We start from the raw sequence: 18,004 nt of genomic DNA, 5'->3' as shown, positions 1-18,004 counted from the left end.
ACAATAATATCCCATCGTGGTACCGTTCCAAAACCCTATTCCCACCGCATAATTCGAGACACAATGAAATAAATTACTATAATCCAGATCCCCAGGTATCCCAGCTCTTTCCAGCAGTCGTAAAGATGCAACCCTTCAAAAGACACCTTGCGCATGGCATCGTTAAATTGCGTCAACGGTAACAGTTCACAAAGCTGCTGCATCCATTTCGGGAATACATCAACAGGAAAAAAGGTTCCGGAAAGCAATATCTGGGGAAATCCAAAAACATTGATCATTAGTGGGATAACCGTATCATTTTTTGCAATGCTGCTAATGATCAGGCCCACGCCCATCAGCAGGAATAACATCACTATGGAAAGCAGCAGCATCTCCACAAACGTGAGTGCCCCGTGTACCAGGGTGAAGCGTAAGAAGAAATGGCCAAACAGGATCAGCACCACCACATTGATGAGTTGGAAAGAAAGGCGGCTGACCCCGATCCCGATCAGGATATTGAGCTTTTTTACCGGTGATGCATAGAATCGCTTTAAGACCAGTTGCTCCCTGAGGTTAAAAAAGACAAAGGCGATACCAAATAAGGTGGAAAATAATACTGAAAAGCCCAGCTGCCCCGGCAGCACAAAGTCGATGGAACGGTATTTCTTTCCAGGCACGATTTCCGTCCGGATGGTGTAGTCCTTTTTTATACGTGCCGCGTTCAACTGCATGCGAAGCGCTGCATAGTCGATCGTTCGAATCAGGGCCGGCAAGGCCGCCGCTCCTGCTTCGCTGGTCCGGATCAATACCTGCGCCCCTGCGGTATTGCCGGTGCTCCTGATCCGCAATACCGCATCGAGTTTCCCCCTGGTAAGGTCGGCGTTGCGGGTCACCGTATCTTTATAAGATACTACCCTCATAAAACCGCTGTTCATCAGGCTGTCTAAAAAAACACCGGTGGTATCACCCAGCGGATCAATCGCCACGCTTCTTGCAGCTGGAGGCCTGTCGGTAAATGCGCCAAAAATCAGGATAAATACAATGGGAAACAGCAAACTGAAAAAAAGTGAGGAAGGCTGACTGAATATGGCTTTAAAACTTGCCTTTGTGATGGCCCAGAGGGCCCGCGACTGACGATACTTCATTTTATCTCTTTAATGTCCGGTATTGACTCCAATACTTGGGATGCTTTTTTTATTTTCCTATTCACTATTGCCCAATCACGATTCCAACCGCCTACCGGATAAAAAATTCAAATGGCAGCCGGGCCTGTACGCTGTTGGTCAGTTGCTTTACAGCTTTCAGTTGTTGGTAGACTTTTGCAGATTCAGGTCCCAGCTCCTGTTTCACCATTGTTTCAGCACTGTTGCTCTTACTAAAACCGAGGATCCGCTCCAGTAAATTGCCGTACCTGGGATACTCCTTCACTTCAAACTCTTTCAGTCCCGCCTTTTTTGCGGCGGCATTGATTGCATCCTGCAAGCCTCCGTAGCTGTCTACCAGCCCGATCTCTTGGGCCCGTAAGCCCGTCCATACACGCCCCTGGGCAATGGTTTCAATATAAGCAGTGTCTTTTTTACGGCCTTCCGCCACGCGTTGTTTAAACTGGTCGTAAACCCGTTCAATGCTGCCCTGCACAATCTTTTTTTCCTGTTCCGTCATCGGGTGGTCAATGGAACCTGCATTAGCCAGCGGGCCGGTGCTCACGCCATCAAAGGTTACACCCAACTTATTTTTGAGAAATGCGCTCATATCGGGTATTACGCCAAATACACCAATCGATCCGGTAAGCGTACCTGGCAATGCAAAAATGCTGTCTGCGGCACAGGACATATAATAACCGCCGGATGCGGCTACATCTCCAAAGCTCACCATCAAGGGCTTTGCAGCTCTCGCCAGTTTCATTTCCCGCCAGATATGATCGCTGGCCAGCGCACTGCCGCCTCCGGAATTTACGCGAACCACAACGGCTTTAATGGAAGGGTCCAAGCGGGCCTTCCGCAACAGGTCTACATACACACCGTCGCTGATTACCCCTTCATCTTCTTTTCCGTCTACAATATTACCCGTGGCATAGATCAGTGCTATTTTTTCGCCGCTTCCTCCCAGGTCTTTATTTACCTGGGCATACTGGCCGATACTTACAAAATTAATCTTGTCCGTACTGTCTATTTTCAGCTGCCGCTTGATCTCTGACTGCAGCTCATCATCATAACGAACACCATCGATCAGCTTACGTTCCATGGCTACCTGAGGCGTAACGATTGCCCCCTCATTGGCCCACTGGTGTAAAGCAGCCGTATCCAGTTTTCGCGCCGCTGCAGTCTTTTGCAAAAAATCCGCATAGAGATCGTTTAGCCAAACGCTTGTTTGTAACTGGTTGGCTTCCGTCATCTTCTCTGCACGCAACGGCTCCGTGGCACTTTTAAATTTCCCTGCGTAAAAGATCTGCGGATTGATCTGCAGCCGGTCCAGCGCACCTTTCAAAAACAGATAGCTCACCCGGTACCCTACCCATTCAAAATCCCCGGAAGGGCTTACATATATCTTATTGGCAATATTGGCCACCGCATAGGCCTTCTGGGTCATGGTATTCCCAAATGCAATGATTTCCTTCCCGGAGCTTTTAAAATCCGCCAACGCGGTCCGGATCTCATCGCTGGAGGCAAAACCGTTGGCATTTCCGTTTGCTTCCAGATAGATGGCCTTGATCCGGTCGTCTGTTTTAGCCTTCCTGATCAGCCGGATCACATCATATAAAGCCGGGGTCTCTTCCAGCGACTTTGCCTGTACGATGGAAGACACATCCCTGGAAGGCAGCTCTGTATATACCTCCCCCAGGTTAATTTTCAGTACCGATGGATCTGTAATGACCGGCATCGAACTGGAAACAGCACTGCTGGCCATCCCCATAAAAAAGAAAAAACCAATGGCACAAAAAACCAGGAGCGCCAGGAAGGAAGCCAGGAATATTTTAAAAAAGGAACGCATTCTAGTTATTTTTTAAATGAGGTCTTCTTTTGATAAGATGTCAAAATTAAAGATATTTGACGTGTAGAAGGCAGAACCTTTTATTACCCGCGCAAAACAGGCGAAACAGGCTAAGGCTGGTGATGGCAACACAGCACTGTGTAAGCTTTGCGGTCATGCAAAAAGGCAGCATAAAAAATCATCTTCCACATTTGTACATCCAGGATGAACCATGCATATTTATTGATAGGAGGCAATCTGGGCGACCGCTCCGCCCATCTGGCACAGGCCCGTGTCCTGATCCGTGAGTATATCGGTCCTATCGGGAGGGCCTCTTCCATTTACGAAACCGCCGCGTGGGGAATGGTGCATCAACCTGATTTTTACAACCAGGCCCTCGAGGTTTCCACCGCATTGCAGCCGGAGCCGCTGATGCAAACCATCCTGAGGATCGAATCGGAAATGGGACGGGTCCGGAATGAACGATATGGCCCGCGGGTAATCGATATCGACATTTTATTATATAATCATCTTATTTGTACCTTACCCCTGGTGACCCTGCCCCATCCCCGGATGCAGGAACGCCGGTTTGTATTGGCACCGCTGCATGAGATCGCTCCGGAAGTACAGCACCCGGTGCTGCACCAAACCATCCGGCAGTTGCTTGCGGCGGTAAGTGATGACTCCCCCGTAAAAAAAATATAAGGTTTCAAAATTGTGCTTACTTTGCAGCCGGTTACATGCAGTACGATTTTATTACCATCGAGGGAAATATTGGAGCAGGGAAAACAACCCTTGCAACAGCATTGAGCAAAGCATACAATGCACGCCTGGTGCTGGAAGCATTTGCCGACAACCCCTTTCTGCCGAAATTTTATGAAAATCCGCAGCAATTTGCCTTCCCGCTGGAGCTGTTCTTTATGGCAGAGCGGTATAAACAATTACAGGAACTGCTCGCTCAAAAAAATATGTTCCAGCAACTCACGATCAGTGACTACCTGTTTACAAAATCCCTGCTCTTTGCCCGGGTTACCCTTTCCGATGATGAGTACAAGCTTTATCAACGCCTGTTTGAGATCATACAGCAACAACTGATACAGCCGCAGGTGCTGATCTACCTGCATGCTCCCATACGGAAATTACAGGAAAACATAAAAAAAAGGCAGCGCAGCTACGAGCAAAAAATTCCGGACGAATACCTGCAGCGCATCCAGGAAACCTACCTGCCGTATATTAAGCAGCTGCCCCTGCCCATTTTATTTGTAGATGCCACTCATGCGGATTTTATTACCACCGACCGGCATCTCAACATCATTATGAATGCGCTGGACCAAACTTATCCTCCCGGGCTGCACCCTGTCTCGCTGGAGCCCTGAGCCGGAAGGGCTGGTTTAAGGTTTCACGTTCAACGTTTCATGCGTGCCCGCCGTGACGGGTTAGATTTCGTTGCTGCTGGTGTGAGATGCTGGATACTAGACACTACATTAAATGCCTGTTGTCTAATATCGATCGTCTAAATCTGTAGAATTATCAATCGGAGAGCATACACGGAGCAGTAACGGTATCTTCACATTTACATTTAAAATTTATTATTGGATATTTTACATTCCCCGAAGGGGTAGCTACCTTTGCACCCTCCATGGAAAATGAACAACAACCTGTGGTTCAGGTAACCGATGACCCCTTTGGGGCAGTACGCATTCCTGAATACAGGCATCTGATGACCGGACGTTTTTTGTTTGTGTGTGCCATGCGCATGATCACCACCGTTGTGGGTTGGTGGATTTATAAACTCACCAAGGATCCCGCAGCCATTGGGTGGATCGGACTTTCAGAAGTGATCCCTGCATTATCCCTGGCCCTATATTCCGGCCATAAAGTGGATATCAGCGATAAAAAAAAATTACTGCTGCAATCGATCACCGGTTATTTCCTGGCGGCCTGTTTTCTTTTATTTCTTTCTACTAATGCGGCACAGCATTCCCTGCATATCCGGCACATCACCTGGTTTATCTATGGCACCTTCTTTTTTACCGGCATCCTACGTTCCTTTGCCGGCCCTTCCCTGAATTCAATGATCGCCAATATTGTTCCCCGGCACCTGCTTCAGAACGCCACTACCTGGAGCCAGGGCACCTGGCTTTCCGCTTCCGTTACAGGGCATGCTGTGGGTGGTTTCTTAATTGCACTGGCCGGTATTACCAACACGTTTATCGTCATTGCCACGCTCATCTTTATCGCCCTGCTTACACTAACACGGCTGAAGCCCAAACCGCCCTTTAAAGGCAACGTGGAAAAGAAAACCTGGGAAAGCGTGGAAGAAGGCCTGCGTTTTGTGTTTCGTACCAAGGCCTTGTTAGCTGCGATGGCGCTGGATATGTTTGCCGTGCTGTTCGGAGGCGCGGTTGCCATGATCCCGGTGTTCGCTTCCGATATTTTGAAGATCGGCCCCATGGGCTATGGCTGGCTCAATGCCGCTTCCGACATCGGATCCATCATCATTGTGCTAACCCTTACCTTTTTTCCCATGAAAAAGGCCCAGGGCAAAAAAATGCTGATCGCCGTTGCGGGTTATGGCATTTGCATCATTTTATTCGGGCTCTCCAAATGGTTCCTCCTTTCATTTGTTGCACTGCTCGTATCCGGCATCCTCGACGGCATCAGTGTGGTGGTCCGGGGCACGGTAATGCAGTTATTAACGCCGGATCATATGCGTGGCCGGGTAAGCAGTGTAAGCAGTATGTTTGTGACCAGCAGTAACGAACTCGGTCAGTTCGAAAGTGGTATGATGTCCCGCGCGTTGGGGGTTATCCCCTCGGTTGTATTTGGCGGGGGGATGACCCTCGTTGTGGTGATTACGGCCTGGTTGAAAGCACCTACCCTCAGGAAATTTGAATACTGATTTTTATATACCCGCCAGCAGTACGCTGCCCAGCTTTACTTGTGTCACTCACTTCAGCGCCGGTGCATCACCCGGCAGCTACGTTTCAGTTGGTTATCAACGATCATTATGCGCTTATACTGTTGAAATTTGTTTTTTGTCTTTTCATTTTCAGGTTTTGGCTCTCTGATCGCTTCCGAAGGAAGGTTTATCTGTCAGCAATGGCGGCTTCATTCCCACCTTTTTACATTCCCAGATTTCCAAATTCCCTCGCAACAGAAAACCACCCCTGCTTTTTATACAATTTCCTATCTTTATTCAAACCATTTTATGTGCTCCAAACAGTATTTATCCGTAGTTCTTTTTTCCTTTACCGCAGTGTTTTTTTTCCACGGCTGCACCAGCGCACGCCGCACTGCGGAGCAAGATGGCTGGATCAGCCTGTTCAATGGTAAAAATCTCGACAACTGGATCGTAAAGATCCAGCACCATGAAACCGGTGATAACTACGCCAACACCTTCCGGGCAGAAGACGGCATGATTAAAGTGCGGTACGATGGTTATGATTATTTTAATGAACGTTACGGGCATTTGTATTATAAAACACCGTTATCCCATTACCATCTGAAATTTGAATACCGGTTCCAGCCGCAATCGGAATGGAGAACTGATGCGCCGGAGTACACCATTGAAAACAGCGGCATCATGTATCACTCCCAGGATCCGCGTACCATGCCAAAGGAACAGGACTGGCCCATCTCTATTGAAATGCAGCTGCTCGCAGGCCTGGCAGACGGGCAGCCCAGGACAACCGGCAATATGTGCTCACCAGGTACCCATATTTTTTACCAGGGAAAACTGGATACCCGGCATTGCATCAACTCCTCTTCCAAAACCTATCCGCCCGGTGTTTGGGTAAAAGGCGAACTGATCGTGCATGGCGACTCCCTGATCACGCACATCATCGAAGGCGACACCGTAATGCAATATTCCAAACCCCAGATTGGTGGTCCCGTAGTGAACCGCTATACGCCCGGACAGAAAATCGACGGTAAGCCGCTTACCTCCGGTTATATTGCCTTGCAAAGCGAAGGGCAGCCCATCGATTTCAGGAATATCCGGTTAAAAGAATTAAAATAAGCCCCGGAAAACCGGGTTCCGATCCGGTCAGACAGGCCATCCGCGCCATCTCGGGCCAGGACCATCTCCGACATCCCCGTTCAAGACCATCCGTGCTATCCCCAACCAGGCCCCTCGTCATCCCCGCCAGGATCATCTCCGTCATCCCGACCGAAGCGGAGGGATCTCTGCAGGCTGCCAAACACAGGCCTCAGAGCCAATCAGGCAATTTTTAATCCGGTAACAGAAGAATAAGGATATTTGCGCACTAAATGCTCAGCAATTTATGAACGCGTCTATTATTACAATCGGGGATGAATTATTGATCGGACAAACCATCGACACCAACAGCGCCTTTATTGCGCAGGAATTTAATAAAGTAGGCATCTGGGTCAAAAGACGGGTGGCCGTGGGTGATACAGCAGAAGATATTGAGCTTGCGCTGAACGAGGAATCGAACCAGGCACAGATCATTATCCTCACCGGTGGACTGGGTCCAACGGCGGATGATATTACCAAACCGCTTTTGAACCATTATTTCGGCGGAAAAATGGTCATTGATCCCGGTGTGGCACAACATATCGAATACCTGTTCCGGGAGGTGTACCGCCGGCCCGGCCCCATTGCCGAACGCAACAAAAAGCAGGCTGAAGTGCCCGATGTAGCCAAGGTATTGCACAATGCCCGCGGTTCTGCACCGGGCATGTGGTTCGAAAAAAATGTGAACGGCCGGAACGTAGTCTTTGTTTCTTTGCCCGGTGTACCTCATGAGATGAAAGGACTATTGGTGGGGGAAGTAATTCCCCGTTTGCTGAAATATTTTAAATTCCCGTTTATTATTCACCACACGGCACTTACAGCCGGTATGGGCGAGTCGATGGTGGCTGAGCGGTTGCTGGATTTTGAAGCTGCGCTGCCCCGGCATATAAAGCTCGCATACCTGCCCAGCTACGGAATGGTAAAACTGCGTCTTACCGCGCAGGGCCAGCATGAAGCGCAACTGGCCGAGCAGATCCGTTTCCAGTTCGACCAGATGACAGCACTACTGGATGATATTATTGTTTCGAAAGAAGATGAACCCATTGAAAAGATCATCGGCCACTTGTTGCTGCGCCAGAAAAAAACAATAGCCACCGCTGAAAGCTGTACCGGCGGTAATATAGCGCACTGGATCACCCGGATACCGGGAGCATCCGCTTATTATATCGGAAGTATCGTATCTTATTCCAATCTCGTTAAAGAAGCCCTGCTGGGTGTGCCGTCTGAAACACTGCGCACGCAAGGCGCCGTAAGCAGCGAAACGGTTACCGCCATGGTAAAGGGTGCTTTACAGCAGCTGGGCGCCGACTATGCGGTAGCAACCTCCGGTATTGCCGGCCCCGACGGGGGCACGCCCACCAAGCCCGTGGGCACCATCTGGATCGCCGCAGGGAACCAGGACCGCGTTGTTACCAAATTATTACAACTCCGGTTCGACCGTGAACAAAATATCGAGATCACCACGATGCAGGCGCTTTTATTATTGCGCAAAGTGATCCTCGGCCAGGAAGTAGCGCCTGCTTTATAGTAAGACCAGTTGTACTTCCTGCCAGTTTGCTACGCGCTGATGTTTTCCGGGATCCTTTTTCATATTATGGGGTTGAGAAAACAACAGGGTCTTCCCGTTAAAATGATCCAGGTTTTTAAAATGATCATCCAGCATGATATCACCTTGAACAATTTTCTTGGAACCACAAAGTACCAGTTGCTCCCAGATCAAAAACGGAAAATGCTGTTGCAGCCATTGATATTTTTCATACAGGCTGAGGGGGAATTCCATAGCGGCAGAAACAATATACAGATCGTATTGCTGGTTTAATTGCTGTACTACTTCCACACAGCCCGACATCAACGGGGCTTCCAGGAAAAATCCCGGTGAATTGACATACGTCCTTACATTTTTAAATGCCTCCCGTTCTGTTTTGCCAATAAGGGCCGCCTCTTCCTGCTCGATGCCCAGGTCTAACCGCTCATATTTCCGGAACTGGCTGTACACATCGGCCAGTACTCCGTCCATATCGATAATCAAACGTTTCATATAAATATTTTCCCATGAAGCACCGTCTTACAAGGTCATTCTTTAGGGGTTTAAACGGCTTCGAATTCTTTTGCATACACCACAATACCCGATACTTTTTTCAAACCGCATTCCACCAGTTCCACGGCCATAAAGGCCTCATCCGGTACATCAAACGGAGCCTGAATATTCCAGCGTGAAGCCGGTTGAAAACCAAATTTCGGGTAGTAGGTTTCATGTCCCAGCACAATTACAGAAAGATAGCCGATTTCCCGGGCCTTATTCAATCCGGCCTTTATCAGGGCTGCACCGATACCCTGCCGCTGAAAGGAGCTGCGGACCGCTATCGGCGCCAGCGCCAGACTTTCAAAGTGATGATTGAAACTGTCAATAATCTTTATTTTGGTAAAAAGCACGTGCCCTACAATCACGCCGTCAATTTCCGCTACCAGCGAAAGTTCCGGAACAAAAGCACCGCCGTTTCTGAGAAGGTCTACCAGGTTCGCTTCGTCTGCCCTTCCAAAAGCCTCTTCGTTTACCTCGGAAATGGCCGTTATATCTGCACTGTGCTCTTCCCGAATCAATACGTCCATTGATCTGAAATTTTACCAAATTTAAAGAAACGGGATACGGAATCAAAGAAGGACTGAAAATCTTTGCGAAATTTTAGAATTACGAAGCGGTTCAGGGTTTTATAGGATGGTATACGCGTTTTCCCGCTCCCGGCTTCAAACCCATATAAAATTCCGGTTTATCATATAGCGGTCTTTCCATACTTCTTGTACCAGCCTATAAGCCAGATCACCACTTCATCGTACGCATATTTCCCTGCGGGCTGGTTGTTGATCTTCAGATAATTGGCATACAACCAGCTGATCATGGTTTCTACCCGGCCCTGGTATTTTTCGTAAAACGCCCGGTACTCGGCCATATCCCGCTGCACCTGCGGGTGAAGGGTGCTGTCATATTGTTTCATCTTTAAAGAATCGGCCATGTATAGCATACTTTGTGCATAAGCATACATTACAAAATCGGTGGCATACTGAAAATGGATCGAAGGATGTTGCCTGCTGGCTAAAAAACTCAGGAAATTGGCCTCGCTTTCCATTCCATAACCGGCCTGGTGGCCGATTTCATGCGTCACCACTGAAGGCAGGAGGAAGGAAGGTATGGTTGTATTCACCTGTGCTTCTCCTGAAAATGGGTTATAATACCCCTGAACGCCCGTATAATTCATGAGCCGGCCAAAAAGCGAGGCCTTTACCGACACCGGCCGGCTGTCTAAAAAAGGGTATTTTTTCCGGGTAAGCTGGTAGGCTTGCTCTGCCTGATTAAAAAGATAAGCCTGGTTGGCAAGCGAATCCCGGTCCTGTACCCGCAACAAGGTTACATCATGATTGATGCGGTTATGCAGCAGCCACACCAGGGTATCCAGATCCTGTGTGGTCGGCTTTTTATCCGGAAGACCAAACTGAACGGCAATCCCCTGCCGGCTGTAATTGAGGCCCCAGGCAGCATAAAAAATCACATAAAGCAGCAACAGCGCAAGGCCTAGCTTCCGGAAACCGGCACTCCATCCGACATCTTTTTTGCGCCCGCGGAAAAGCCAGGCAAGACCACGAAGGCCGCGGTATATCAAAAAAAAGATCAGAACCGCATAAAGGATATCTCCGATACTAAAAGGAATCCACCCAAACAGAAACCGCAGCGCCTTTGAAACAAGGATATAAAAGCCGCGGGTGTACCAGGTTTCCACCAAAGCAGGAAACAGTGAAACCAGCTTAATCAAAAGCGCCGCTGCGCCCAGCAGCACCCAGGTCCTGTGTTTACGTGTCCATATCAGCCAATTCATAAAAACAAATGTATCATATTAAATGAATGATCATACCCCGGCTCTCGTTAATTTTGAGTATGAAAATCGATCCGGTTATTGTAACACTAAAGAACAAAATTACCGTTACCATAAGAGCCGCAGTAAAAACAGATGCGGAAGGATTGCTGGAGGCAGGCTGGCGTTATCTGCAGGAAAGCCCTTACCTTATTACCACCATTAATGAATTTAATTTTACCAGGCCTCAGGAACGGGCCTGGATCCGTTCGCTGAACGAAAGCGACAACAGCCTGTTATTGGTCGCCGAATACAATCATCAAATCATCGGGAACCTTCAGTTGCGCGGAGAGGCGCGCAGCAAGATCCGTCATAATGCCCTGCTGGGGATTGCCATCCGGAACCAATGGCAATCTGTTGGTCTCGGAACCTCCCTGATCCAAACGGCCATAAGCTGGGCCCGGCAAAAACGCACTCTCAAACATATCTGGTTGCATGTACACGCCACCAATGAAAAGGCTATTGCACTTTATCAGAAAATGGGATTCCGGGAAGCCGGGCGGCAACTATACTATATAAAAGAACCGGACGGCCGGTTTACAGACAATATTCTTATGGGACTATTGCTGGATGAGCCGTTCTAAGCATTTTGCAGCCACCGGAGCGCGGTATAGGCCATTAGTCCCATTCCCAGTTCCAGGGCATCCTCATCAATATTAAATGTAGGCGTATGCAATGCCGACCGGATTTCACGCGCTTCATTACCTACCCCCAGCAGATAGAAAAAAGAAGGTAACTCCTGGCTATAATAAGCAAAATCCTCTGAGGCCATCCAGATATCCTGGTGAAGGAGCTGCTCCCGGCCTGCGTATTCCTCAAAGAAAGCCCGCATCTGTGCTCCCAGCCCTTCGTCATTTTTCAGGTGGGGATATCCCTTCCGGATCTCGATCTCGCAGCGGCCGCCCATGCCTGTAACCAGTGTATGAGCCAACTCTTTTATACGGCGATGTGCCTGCTCACGCCACGATTCATCGAGCGTGCGGAATGTTCCTTCAATGAGCACCATATCCGGAATGATATTGATCGCCCCATCAGCCTTCAATTTCCCAAAAGAGAGCACGGTTGGCATTAACGGAGGTGCATTGCGGCTGACCACCTGCTGCAATGCCTGTAATAGCGAACAGGTGATCATCACCGGATCAACGCCTTTATGTGGCTCTGCACCATGGCCGCCCTTTCCGTATACTTCTATTTTTATTTCATCCATAGAAGCCATAAACAAACCGGTACGCAAACCGATCTTCCCCGCAGGGATCGCCGGCATGACATGTTGCCCCAGCACCACATCCACCTGCGGATCGGTTAAGCCACCATCTTTAATCACCTGTTTCGCTCCACCCGGCAACACTTCTTCCCCCGGCTGAAAAATCAGCTTAACCGTTCCTGAAAAATCGGCCTTCATCGATTCCAGAATCCGAGCCACGCCCAGCAGCGATGCCGTGTGCGCATCATGCCCGCAAGCATGCATCACTCCTTCATTCACGGAACGGTAGTCAACGGCGTTGGCCTCGGTAATGGGCAACGCGTCGATATCTGCCCGCAACGCGATAACCTTGTCAGAAGTTCCGCCCCCCTTTATGACCGCAAGAACACCGGTTCCTGCAATGGGCTCCCAGGTAATGCCCATTTCATCCAGCGCTTCTTTTATAAATGCTGAAGTACGGAATTCTTTAAAAGAAAGTTCCGGATGCTGGTGCAGATGCCTCCGATAACCGGTCACTTCCTCTTTGAGAGCCGCAGCCGCAGCCTTAACCTTTTGTTTTAGCTCCATTTTGTAATCCTGTATTTGCGTTTGTATACCAATAACCAGCAAGGAGTAAAATTAACACAGCTGCCTTAAATTACAACGGGAAACAGCTGTAATTTGTTCACCCGCCCTAATAATAGGCCTGCAATAACCCCTCTTCCCATAAAGATGTTAGCCCCTGTAATTTACCAAATCAAGGGCAGAACCGGATAGTTCCTTTAAAAGAACAAGCAAAAATACACGTAGAAATCAGAGCCATCATCAGGGAAAGTTATCCTCAATTATTTCAATGAAGCAATTAAGATGCTCCGGCCCTGCACGGTCTTATTCCGAAATAAATATCTTTGTTCCGGAATCCTTATTAACATGACGATGCACAACGATATTATTGAAAAAACCATTCATTTTGTTCAGCAGCAATTGCAGGGAGCGGAAGCCGGGCACGACTGGTTTCATGTAGAGCGCGTTTGGAAAACCGCAAAACAGATTGCCATGCAGGAAAAGGCCGACCTGCTTACCGTAGAGCTGGGGGCCTTATTGCATGATATTGCAGACGCCAAATTTCACAATGGGGATGAAAGCCTGGGCCCGCGCATCGCCCGGGAGTTCCTGGAAAGGGAACAGGTGGCCGAACCCGTTATCATCTCGGTGGAAAACATCATCCGGCATATATCCTTTAAAGGAAGTTATGACACGGAAAGCTACCGGACCATTGAACTGGATATTGTACAGGATGCTGACCGGCTGGATGCACTGGGCGCCATCGGCATTGCCCGTGCTTTTAACTATGGAGGCTTTAAGAACCGGAAATTGTACGATCCTGCAATCAAACCAGTACAATATGCCACCAGGGAGCAATACAAAACCAATGAAGCGCCCACTATCAATCATTTTTATGAAAAGTTGTTTTTACTAAAGGATAAAATGAACACGAAAGCGGGTAAAAAAATGGCAGAAGACCGGCACCGGTTCATGGAAACCTTTGTGGAACAATTTTACCGGGAATGGAACGGATTAAACTAATCAAGACCCTGTTAAACCAAGCACATGGCAATCATCCCCAAACATACAGCTGCAGCACTTAATATTTTTACGACCATGTCTTCCCTTGCCCGGAAAGAAAACGCCTATAATCTTTCGCAGGGCCTGCCCGATTTCCCGGTATACCCGGCATTGAGTGACCTGCTGAAAGAAGCCACTACCGAAGGGTTCAACCAGTATGCCCCGATGCCCGGCCTGATGGAACTGCGGGAAAACATTGCCACTGTTTTTAACAACCGGTACCGGAATTCCTGCTGCAACCCGGATACAGTGACCATTACCCCTGGCGCTACTTACGGTATATTTACCGCACTGGCAACCGTGCTGAATAAAGGCGATGAAGTTATTTACCTGGAACCAGCCTTTGATTGTTATGTACCTGCCATCGAGATCAATGGCGGCATTCCGGTTTGTATCCGGCTTAATGCACAGAAAAATTTTGAAATCGACTGGCAGCAGATCAGCGATGCCATTACGGCTCAAACAAGGGCCATCATCATCAACACGCCACATAATCCTACCGGCAGGGTATGGACGCAGGCAGACTGGGCCCAGCTGGCTTCGATCATTGGCGGCCGGGAAATCTATGTCATATCGGATGAGGTTTATGATACGATTGTATACGACGGCCTGCAACACCTGCCGGGGTTTCTTCAAAGAGGCCTGGAAGGTAAACTACTGTCTGTGTATTCCTTCGGCAAAATGTATCATATTACCGGCTGGAAGGTGGGGTTTGTTATTGCGGCACCGGTACTCACCGAAGCGTTTCGATCGATCCATCAGTACCTCAGCTTCAGCGTCAATACACCGGCCCAGTACGCCCTGGCAAAATATCTTTTACTGCCCGACCAGGATCCTGCCTCTGTAATGCTGCAGGCCAAAAGAGATCTGCTGATAAGCAGGATGCAACCTTCCCGGTTTCGGCTCAATGCCGTATCAAAAGGCACCTACTTCCAGCTATTCGATTATAGCGCCATCAGTGATATGGATGATGTAGCTTTTGCCCGCTGGCTGGCTATCGAGCATAAAGTAGCGGCTATTCCGTTAAGCGCCTTTTACCGGAAAGCTCCGGGAATAAAACAGGTACGATTGAGCTTTGCAAAAAGTGACGATATCCTGTACGCCGCCACGGAAATCCTCTGCGGTTTATAAATATTACCTGCTGCCGTAACTGATCTGATTGGTTTTGCAATAAGATTCAAAGGTATCCAGGATGGCCTTCCATTGCTTTTGAGTAAACGTACATGCAACCTTATGTTCTTTATCAAATACCAGTGTATACTTGAATCCTAACTGGTTGACAGTTTTAACACGCATGCCTTTAATCTCGGTGATCACTTTATCCTCATGGCTGTATTTTTCGGAGAACGCCGCAATTTCCTGCAACAGGCTATACATCTCTGCGGCGCTTCCTTTAAAATATTCCACTTCATAAGCACCGGTGGCCCAGTTGTCGTGATACAGGTGATATCCCCAAAGCGAAAACGTATCCTTTTTTTCCCGGTTTACCCCGCCCTCAAGCGGTTTCCAGTAAGAAAGGTAAGCACTGCGTCCCCTGTTAGAAAACACCGTCTCCAGTTTATATACCTGTGAAAACAATGCAGTAGAACAAAACATCCACAACAGGAAAAGCGTTAATTTTTTCATAGACGGCGGTTGCTCGTTTTAATTATAAGCAAAAATAAACCGAGGCGTTTCTTAATTTGATCCTTCAAAGCCGAATTAAGAAAAGATTAACCCGACCCACTGAGGTGAACTTAAATATGGAATGTGAAATATTAAATGAGAAAGTAGAGGTGTCGTTGCTGCTTTATGGTCTGTCCTCCGATCCAGGATATTGTAGAGCCCGGAAATTAAACGCCAGCACCGAGCGAAACGCAAGATCCGACCTGAAACGTTGAACTTTGAACGTTAAACCTTCCTCCTATCCCGTCTGCACTCCAAACAAATAACCCACCAACGCGGTTGCGCCCATCGCTACCGTACCCCAGAAACAGACCCTCAGGATCCCTTTTATGACGCTGGACCCGCCGGCACGGGCGGCCACCATCCCTGCAAGAGCCAGGAATAGGATGGCGCAAACATATTCGCTAACCACCATATATTTAACCGGAGCGAAAATGGCTACCAGCAGGGGCAGCAAGCCGCCTGCAATAAAGGACGCGCCGGATGCCATGGCCGCCTGGAAAGGCCGGGCCTGGGTTATTTCATTAATGCCCAGTTCATCCTTGGCATGCGCCTCCAGGGCATTATGCGCAGTAAGCGCCTGGGCTACTTCCATGGCCAGTTCCGGAGCCAGTCCGCGGCGCTCATATATTTTCGCCAGCTCTTTTAATTCCACCTCCGGCATGGTGGCTAGTTCTTCTTCTTCTCTTTTCAGATCGGCTGTTTCAATATCCGACTGGGAGCTTACTGACACATATTCTCCCGCCGCCATGGAAAATGCTCCCGCTACAATACCCGCCAGCGCTGCCAGCACAATCGGGTTACGCAGCTCCGTTGCCGCTGCAATACCAATCACAAGACTCGATGTCGACAGGATGCCGTCATTGGCTCCGAGTACCGCAGCGCGCAGCCAGCCGCTCCGGTTAATATAATGTAGTTCTAAAAAATGTTGACGCTCCATAATAAATCATTAAGCCGTTTGAAATAAGAATCCCGACAGACCATTTCCTGTGCCGCTCCATGCATTGCTAAATTAATCATTTATCCGGCACCCGATGCATAACCGATCCATATTCAAAGAAAGCCTTTAACTTTGTTCCGGCACCTGTTATCGGTTCATCAACAAATAATTTTTACGACTGTGTATATTCCTTCGATCAATCGAATAACCAACAACAATGAGATCCGCGCTTTTATAGAACGGTTTTCATTCGGAACTATTGTTACAGCCGGTACCGATGGATTGCCCGTTGCCACACATTTGCCCTTTCTTGTAGAGCAGGATGATGATGCGCTGGTGTTGGTTTCGCATTTTGCTAAAGCGAATCCTCAATGGAAGCACATCGAAAATAATGAGCAGGTGCTGGTACTATTCCAGGAGCCGCATGCTTATATTTCCCCCTTTCATTATGAAAAGGAACTGAATGTACCTACCTGGAATTATATGGCCGCTCATGTGTATGGCGAAGGCAGCCTCATTACTGAACAGGATGCAGTCTTCCGGGTACTGGATCAGACTGTTGCCCATTATGAAGCGGCCTACAAAGTCCGGTACGATCAGCTTCCGAATGATTTCAAATTCAAAATGAGCCAGGGCATTGTGGCATTTAAGATCCGGGCTACGGACATCCAGGCCAAACAAAAACTAAGTCAGAATAAAACCGCAGCCGAACAGGAAAGGATCATTCATACCCTTTCTCAAAGCCAGGATAGCAGCGCACGTTATATAGCAGCATATATGCAAAAAAACCGGCAGTGCCATGACGGCTTATAACACCGGCACAATAAGATGCATTTGTTTATCTGTTCCGGCGATTATGTTTTCTTTTATAGCAGGTTGTCTTCGCCCACCCGCATCCCCGGCACACCGGTTATCGAGTTCCTGCGCAGACGCCAAAACCGCCGCTGAAAAGGCCACGTTATTTTCAAAACAGCAGCCATACCGTAATGCACTGGCAGCCGTCATCAGGGCTGCAACTGATCAAAAGGAACATGCCGTATCCTTCGGTTGCATATCCACTGACAGCATCCTTTACTCTGCCGTCAGTAACGGCGCTGTGAATACGGCCATCGTCCCTGCTATTATTAATCGTTTTGCAGACCTGCACAATCACCCCGAGAACCGCCCGCCGTCAAGTGGCGACCTCTATCAGTTTATTGACCAGGCAATCGCCAGCAACGGAGAATACCAAAAATTTGTTGTGTTGCCCAACGGAACCCAATATGCGCTCGTACTGGTCAATATCGAGGCCGCTAAAGCCTTTAATACACGGTTCCCAAGGGTACGGGGCATCCGCGATAACCTTGCTCAGATGCAGTATCAGCCTACATTCCCAAAATCACTGGTGGATGAGGTCAATCAACTGAAAGGCTGGAACGGGGCCACAGAAGAAGCCGCGATGACGTATCTGCTTCAGAAATACGATGCAGGTGTGGCATTGTTAAAAAAAACAACCGATGGTAACTTCAGGAAAGTATATACAGTGGAACAGCAACAAAAGGACGGTACCCCTACTTATACTGCTTATACCTGCGCGAGGTGATGATCATTTAGAGGAGCAATAACCAATAAGAAATATTGAATGTAAAATTTAAAAGTATAAGACTCCCGTTACCCGCTTTTAGATCTGCAGCTTTACCGGAATCCGATTCCCTCCT

Annotated in this window: 18 protein-coding genes; 10 read left to right on the top strand and 8 right to left on the bottom strand. The window is 48.5% G+C overall.

All coding sequences use genetic code 11. The features are described from left to right. Positions 1 to 35: 35 nt before the first annotated feature. Both LL912_RS24055 and sppA read right to left on the bottom strand, forming a co-directional pair. Positions 36 to 1,124, bottom strand: coding sequence for an ABC transporter permease (locus LL912_RS24055; protein WP_235556181.1), 1,089 nt, complete (start codon positions 1,122 to 1,124; stop codon positions 36 to 38). A 91-nt stretch (positions 1,125 to 1,215) separates the two neighbouring features. Next, entirely contained in the window at positions 1,216 to 2,970 is a 1,755-nt protein-coding gene (sppA, locus tag LL912_RS24050) for a signal peptide peptidase SppA (protein WP_235556180.1), read from the bottom strand. Between the two features lie 204 nt (positions 2,971 to 3,174). Between sppA and folK the strand changes: the two genes are divergently transcribed. The 5 genes from folK to LL912_RS24025 all read left to right on the top strand — a co-directional run bounded on the left by folK (position 3,175) and on the right by LL912_RS24025 (position 8,516). Beyond that, a complete protein-coding gene (gene folK, locus LL912_RS24045) occupies positions 3,175 to 3,654 on the top strand; it encodes a 2-amino-4-hydroxy-6-hydroxymethyldihydropteridine diphosphokinase (RefSeq protein WP_235556179.1) in 480 nt (159 codons plus the stop codon). A gap of 35 nt (positions 3,655 to 3,689) precedes the next feature. Further along, positions 3,690 to 4,325: a deoxynucleoside kinase gene (locus LL912_RS24040; protein ID WP_235556178.1), complete on the top strand. Its 636-nt coding sequence runs from the start codon at positions 3,690 to 3,692 to the stop codon at positions 4,323 to 4,325. 263 nt (positions 4,326 to 4,588) lie between these two features. Next, the gene (locus LL912_RS24035) at positions 4,589 to 5,851 is read left to right on the top strand and encodes an MFS transporter (RefSeq protein ID WP_235556177.1); all 1,263 of its coding nucleotides are present in this window, start codon (positions 4,589 to 4,591) and stop codon (positions 5,849 to 5,851) included. A gap of 309 nt (positions 5,852 to 6,160) precedes the next feature. Then, the gene (locus LL912_RS24030; protein ID WP_235556176.1) at positions 6,161 to 6,970 is read left to right on the top strand and encodes a 3-keto-disaccharide hydrolase; all 810 of its coding nucleotides are present in this window, start codon (positions 6,161 to 6,163) and stop codon (positions 6,968 to 6,970) included. Between the two features lie 265 nt (positions 6,971 to 7,235). Further along, entirely contained in the window at positions 7,236 to 8,516 is a 1,281-nt protein-coding gene (locus LL912_RS24025) for a CinA family nicotinamide mononucleotide deamidase-related protein (RefSeq protein WP_235556175.1), read from the top strand. Here LL912_RS24025 and LL912_RS24020 read toward each other — a convergent pair. The 3 genes from LL912_RS24020 to LL912_RS24010 all read right to left on the bottom strand — a co-directional run bounded on the left by LL912_RS24020 (position 8,511) and on the right by LL912_RS24010 (position 10,857). After that, positions 8,511 to 9,026: a 5' nucleotidase, NT5C type gene (locus tag LL912_RS24020; protein WP_235556174.1), complete on the bottom strand. Its 516-nt coding sequence runs from the start codon at positions 9,024 to 9,026 to the stop codon at positions 8,511 to 8,513. The genes LL912_RS24025 and LL912_RS24020 overlap by 6 nt on opposite strands. Positions 9,027 to 9,076: 50 nt before the next feature. Continuing rightward, positions 9,077 to 9,598, bottom strand: a complete 522-nt coding sequence (locus LL912_RS24015) for a GNAT family N-acetyltransferase (protein ID WP_235556173.1) — start codon at positions 9,596 to 9,598, stop codon at positions 9,077 to 9,079. Positions 9,599 to 9,759: 161 nt separating this feature from the next. Further along, positions 9,760 to 10,857, bottom strand: coding sequence for a DUF3810 domain-containing protein (locus LL912_RS24010; RefSeq protein ID WP_235556172.1), 1,098 nt, complete (start codon positions 10,855 to 10,857; stop codon positions 9,760 to 9,762). 59 nt (positions 10,858 to 10,916) lie between these two features. On the opposite strand from LL912_RS24010, the gene LL912_RS24005 reads away from it, so the two are divergent. Further along, positions 10,917 to 11,477 (top strand): GNAT family N-acetyltransferase, encoded by a 561-nt coding sequence (locus LL912_RS24005; RefSeq protein ID WP_235556171.1) that lies wholly within the window; start codon positions 10,917 to 10,919, stop codon positions 11,475 to 11,477. Here LL912_RS24005 and LL912_RS24000 read toward each other — a convergent pair. After that, positions 11,474 to 12,664 (bottom strand): M20 metallopeptidase family protein, encoded by a 1,191-nt coding sequence (locus tag LL912_RS24000; RefSeq protein WP_235556170.1) that lies wholly within the window; start codon positions 12,662 to 12,664, stop codon positions 11,474 to 11,476. The two genes, LL912_RS24005 and LL912_RS24000, sit on opposite strands and share 4 nt — an antisense overlap. Before the next feature lie 342 nt (positions 12,665 to 13,006). On the opposite strand from LL912_RS24000, the gene LL912_RS23995 reads away from it, so the two are divergent. Next, on the top strand, positions 13,007 to 13,663 hold the full coding sequence (locus LL912_RS23995) for an HD domain-containing protein (protein ID WP_235556169.1): 657 nt from the start codon (positions 13,007 to 13,009) through the stop codon (positions 13,661 to 13,663). 24 nt (positions 13,664 to 13,687) lie between these two features. After that, positions 13,688 to 14,833 carry a methionine aminotransferase gene (locus LL912_RS23990; RefSeq protein WP_235556168.1) on the top strand — a complete coding sequence of 382 codons (1,146 nt, stop codon included), beginning with the start codon at positions 13,688 to 13,690 and terminating at the stop codon, positions 14,831 to 14,833. Positions 14,834 to 14,836: 3 nt separating this feature from the next. Here the strand turns inward: LL912_RS23990 and LL912_RS23985 are convergent, their stop codons facing one another. Both LL912_RS23985 and LL912_RS23980 read right to left on the bottom strand, forming a co-directional pair. Then, on the bottom strand, positions 14,837 to 15,328 hold the full coding sequence (locus tag LL912_RS23985) for a hypothetical protein (protein ID WP_235556167.1): 492 nt from the start codon (positions 15,326 to 15,328) through the stop codon (positions 14,837 to 14,839). A gap of 277 nt (positions 15,329 to 15,605) precedes the next feature. After that, the gene (locus LL912_RS23980; RefSeq protein ID WP_235556166.1) at positions 15,606 to 16,307 is read right to left on the bottom strand and encodes a VIT1/CCC1 transporter family protein; all 702 of its coding nucleotides are present in this window, start codon (positions 16,305 to 16,307) and stop codon (positions 15,606 to 15,608) included. 180 nt (positions 16,308 to 16,487) lie between these two features. Here LL912_RS23980 and LL912_RS23975 point away from each other — a divergent pair, with 180 nt between their 5' ends. Both LL912_RS23975 and LL912_RS23970 read left to right on the top strand, forming a co-directional pair. Then, positions 16,488 to 17,120: an FMN-binding negative transcriptional regulator gene (locus LL912_RS23975; protein ID WP_235556165.1), complete on the top strand. Its 633-nt coding sequence runs from the start codon at positions 16,488 to 16,490 to the stop codon at positions 17,118 to 17,120. 43 nt (positions 17,121 to 17,163) lie between these two features. Next, the gene (locus LL912_RS23970; protein ID WP_235556164.1) at positions 17,164 to 17,889 is read left to right on the top strand and encodes a hypothetical protein; all 726 of its coding nucleotides are present in this window, start codon (positions 17,164 to 17,166) and stop codon (positions 17,887 to 17,889) included. Positions 17,890 to 18,004 lie beyond the last annotated feature (115 nt).

Origin of the sequence: Niabella agricola (genome assembly GCF_021538615.1) — a bacterium.
Taxonomy (GTDB): Bacteria; Bacteroidota; Bacteroidia; order Chitinophagales; family Chitinophagaceae; genus Niabella; species Niabella agricola.
Note: the sequence above shows the minus strand (reverse complement) of the source record. Positions and strands in the feature narration are given on the sequence as shown.

Bases quoted from the DNA above. Each gene is read 5' to 3' on its own strand.
- LL912_RS24055 (WP_235556181.1), bottom strand. From the start codon at position 1,124: ATGAAGTATCGTCAGTCGCGGGCCCTCTGGGCCATCACAAAGGCAAGT.
- sppA (WP_235556180.1), bottom strand. From the start codon at position 2,970: ATGCGTTCCTTTTTTAAAATATTCCTGGCTTCCTTCCTGGCGCTCCTG.
- folK (WP_235556179.1), top strand. From the start codon at position 3,175: ATGAACCATGCATATTTATTGATAGGAGGCAATCTGGGCGACCGCTCC.
- LL912_RS24040 (WP_235556178.1), top strand. From the start codon at position 3,690: ATGCAGTACGATTTTATTACCATCGAGGGAAATATTGGAGCAGGGAAA.
- LL912_RS24035 (WP_235556177.1), top strand. From the start codon at position 4,589: ATGGAAAATGAACAACAACCTGTGGTTCAGGTAACCGATGACCCCTTT.
- LL912_RS24030 (WP_235556176.1), top strand. From the start codon at position 6,161: ATGTGCTCCAAACAGTATTTATCCGTAGTTCTTTTTTCCTTTACCGCA.
- LL912_RS24025 (WP_235556175.1), top strand. From the start codon at position 7,236: ATGAACGCGTCTATTATTACAATCGGGGATGAATTATTGATCGGACAA.
- LL912_RS24020 (WP_235556174.1), bottom strand. From the start codon at position 9,026: ATGAAACGTTTGATTATCGATATGGACGGAGTACTGGCCGATGTGTAC.
- LL912_RS24015 (WP_235556173.1), bottom strand. From the start codon at position 9,598: ATGGACGTATTGATTCGGGAAGAGCACAGTGCAGATATAACGGCCATT.
- LL912_RS24010 (WP_235556172.1), bottom strand. From the start codon at position 10,857: ATGAATTGGCTGATATGGACACGTAAACACAGGACCTGGGTGCTGCTG.
- LL912_RS24005 (WP_235556171.1), top strand. From the start codon at position 10,917: ATGAAAATCGATCCGGTTATTGTAACACTAAAGAACAAAATTACCGTT.
- LL912_RS24000 (WP_235556170.1), bottom strand. From the start codon at position 12,664: ATGGAGCTAAAACAAAAGGTTAAGGCTGCGGCTGCGGCTCTCAAAGAG.
- LL912_RS23995 (WP_235556169.1), top strand. From the start codon at position 13,007: ATGACGATGCACAACGATATTATTGAAAAAACCATTCATTTTGTTCAG.
- LL912_RS23990 (WP_235556168.1), top strand. From the start codon at position 13,688: ATGGCAATCATCCCCAAACATACAGCTGCAGCACTTAATATTTTTACG.
- LL912_RS23985 (WP_235556167.1), bottom strand. From the start codon at position 15,328: ATGAAAAAATTAACGCTTTTCCTGTTGTGGATGTTTTGTTCTACTGCA.
- LL912_RS23980 (WP_235556166.1), bottom strand. From the start codon at position 16,307: ATGGAGCGTCAACATTTTTTAGAACTACATTATATTAACCGGAGCGGC.
- LL912_RS23970 (WP_235556164.1), top strand. From the start codon at position 17,164: ATGTTTTCTTTTATAGCAGGTTGTCTTCGCCCACCCGCATCCCCGGCA.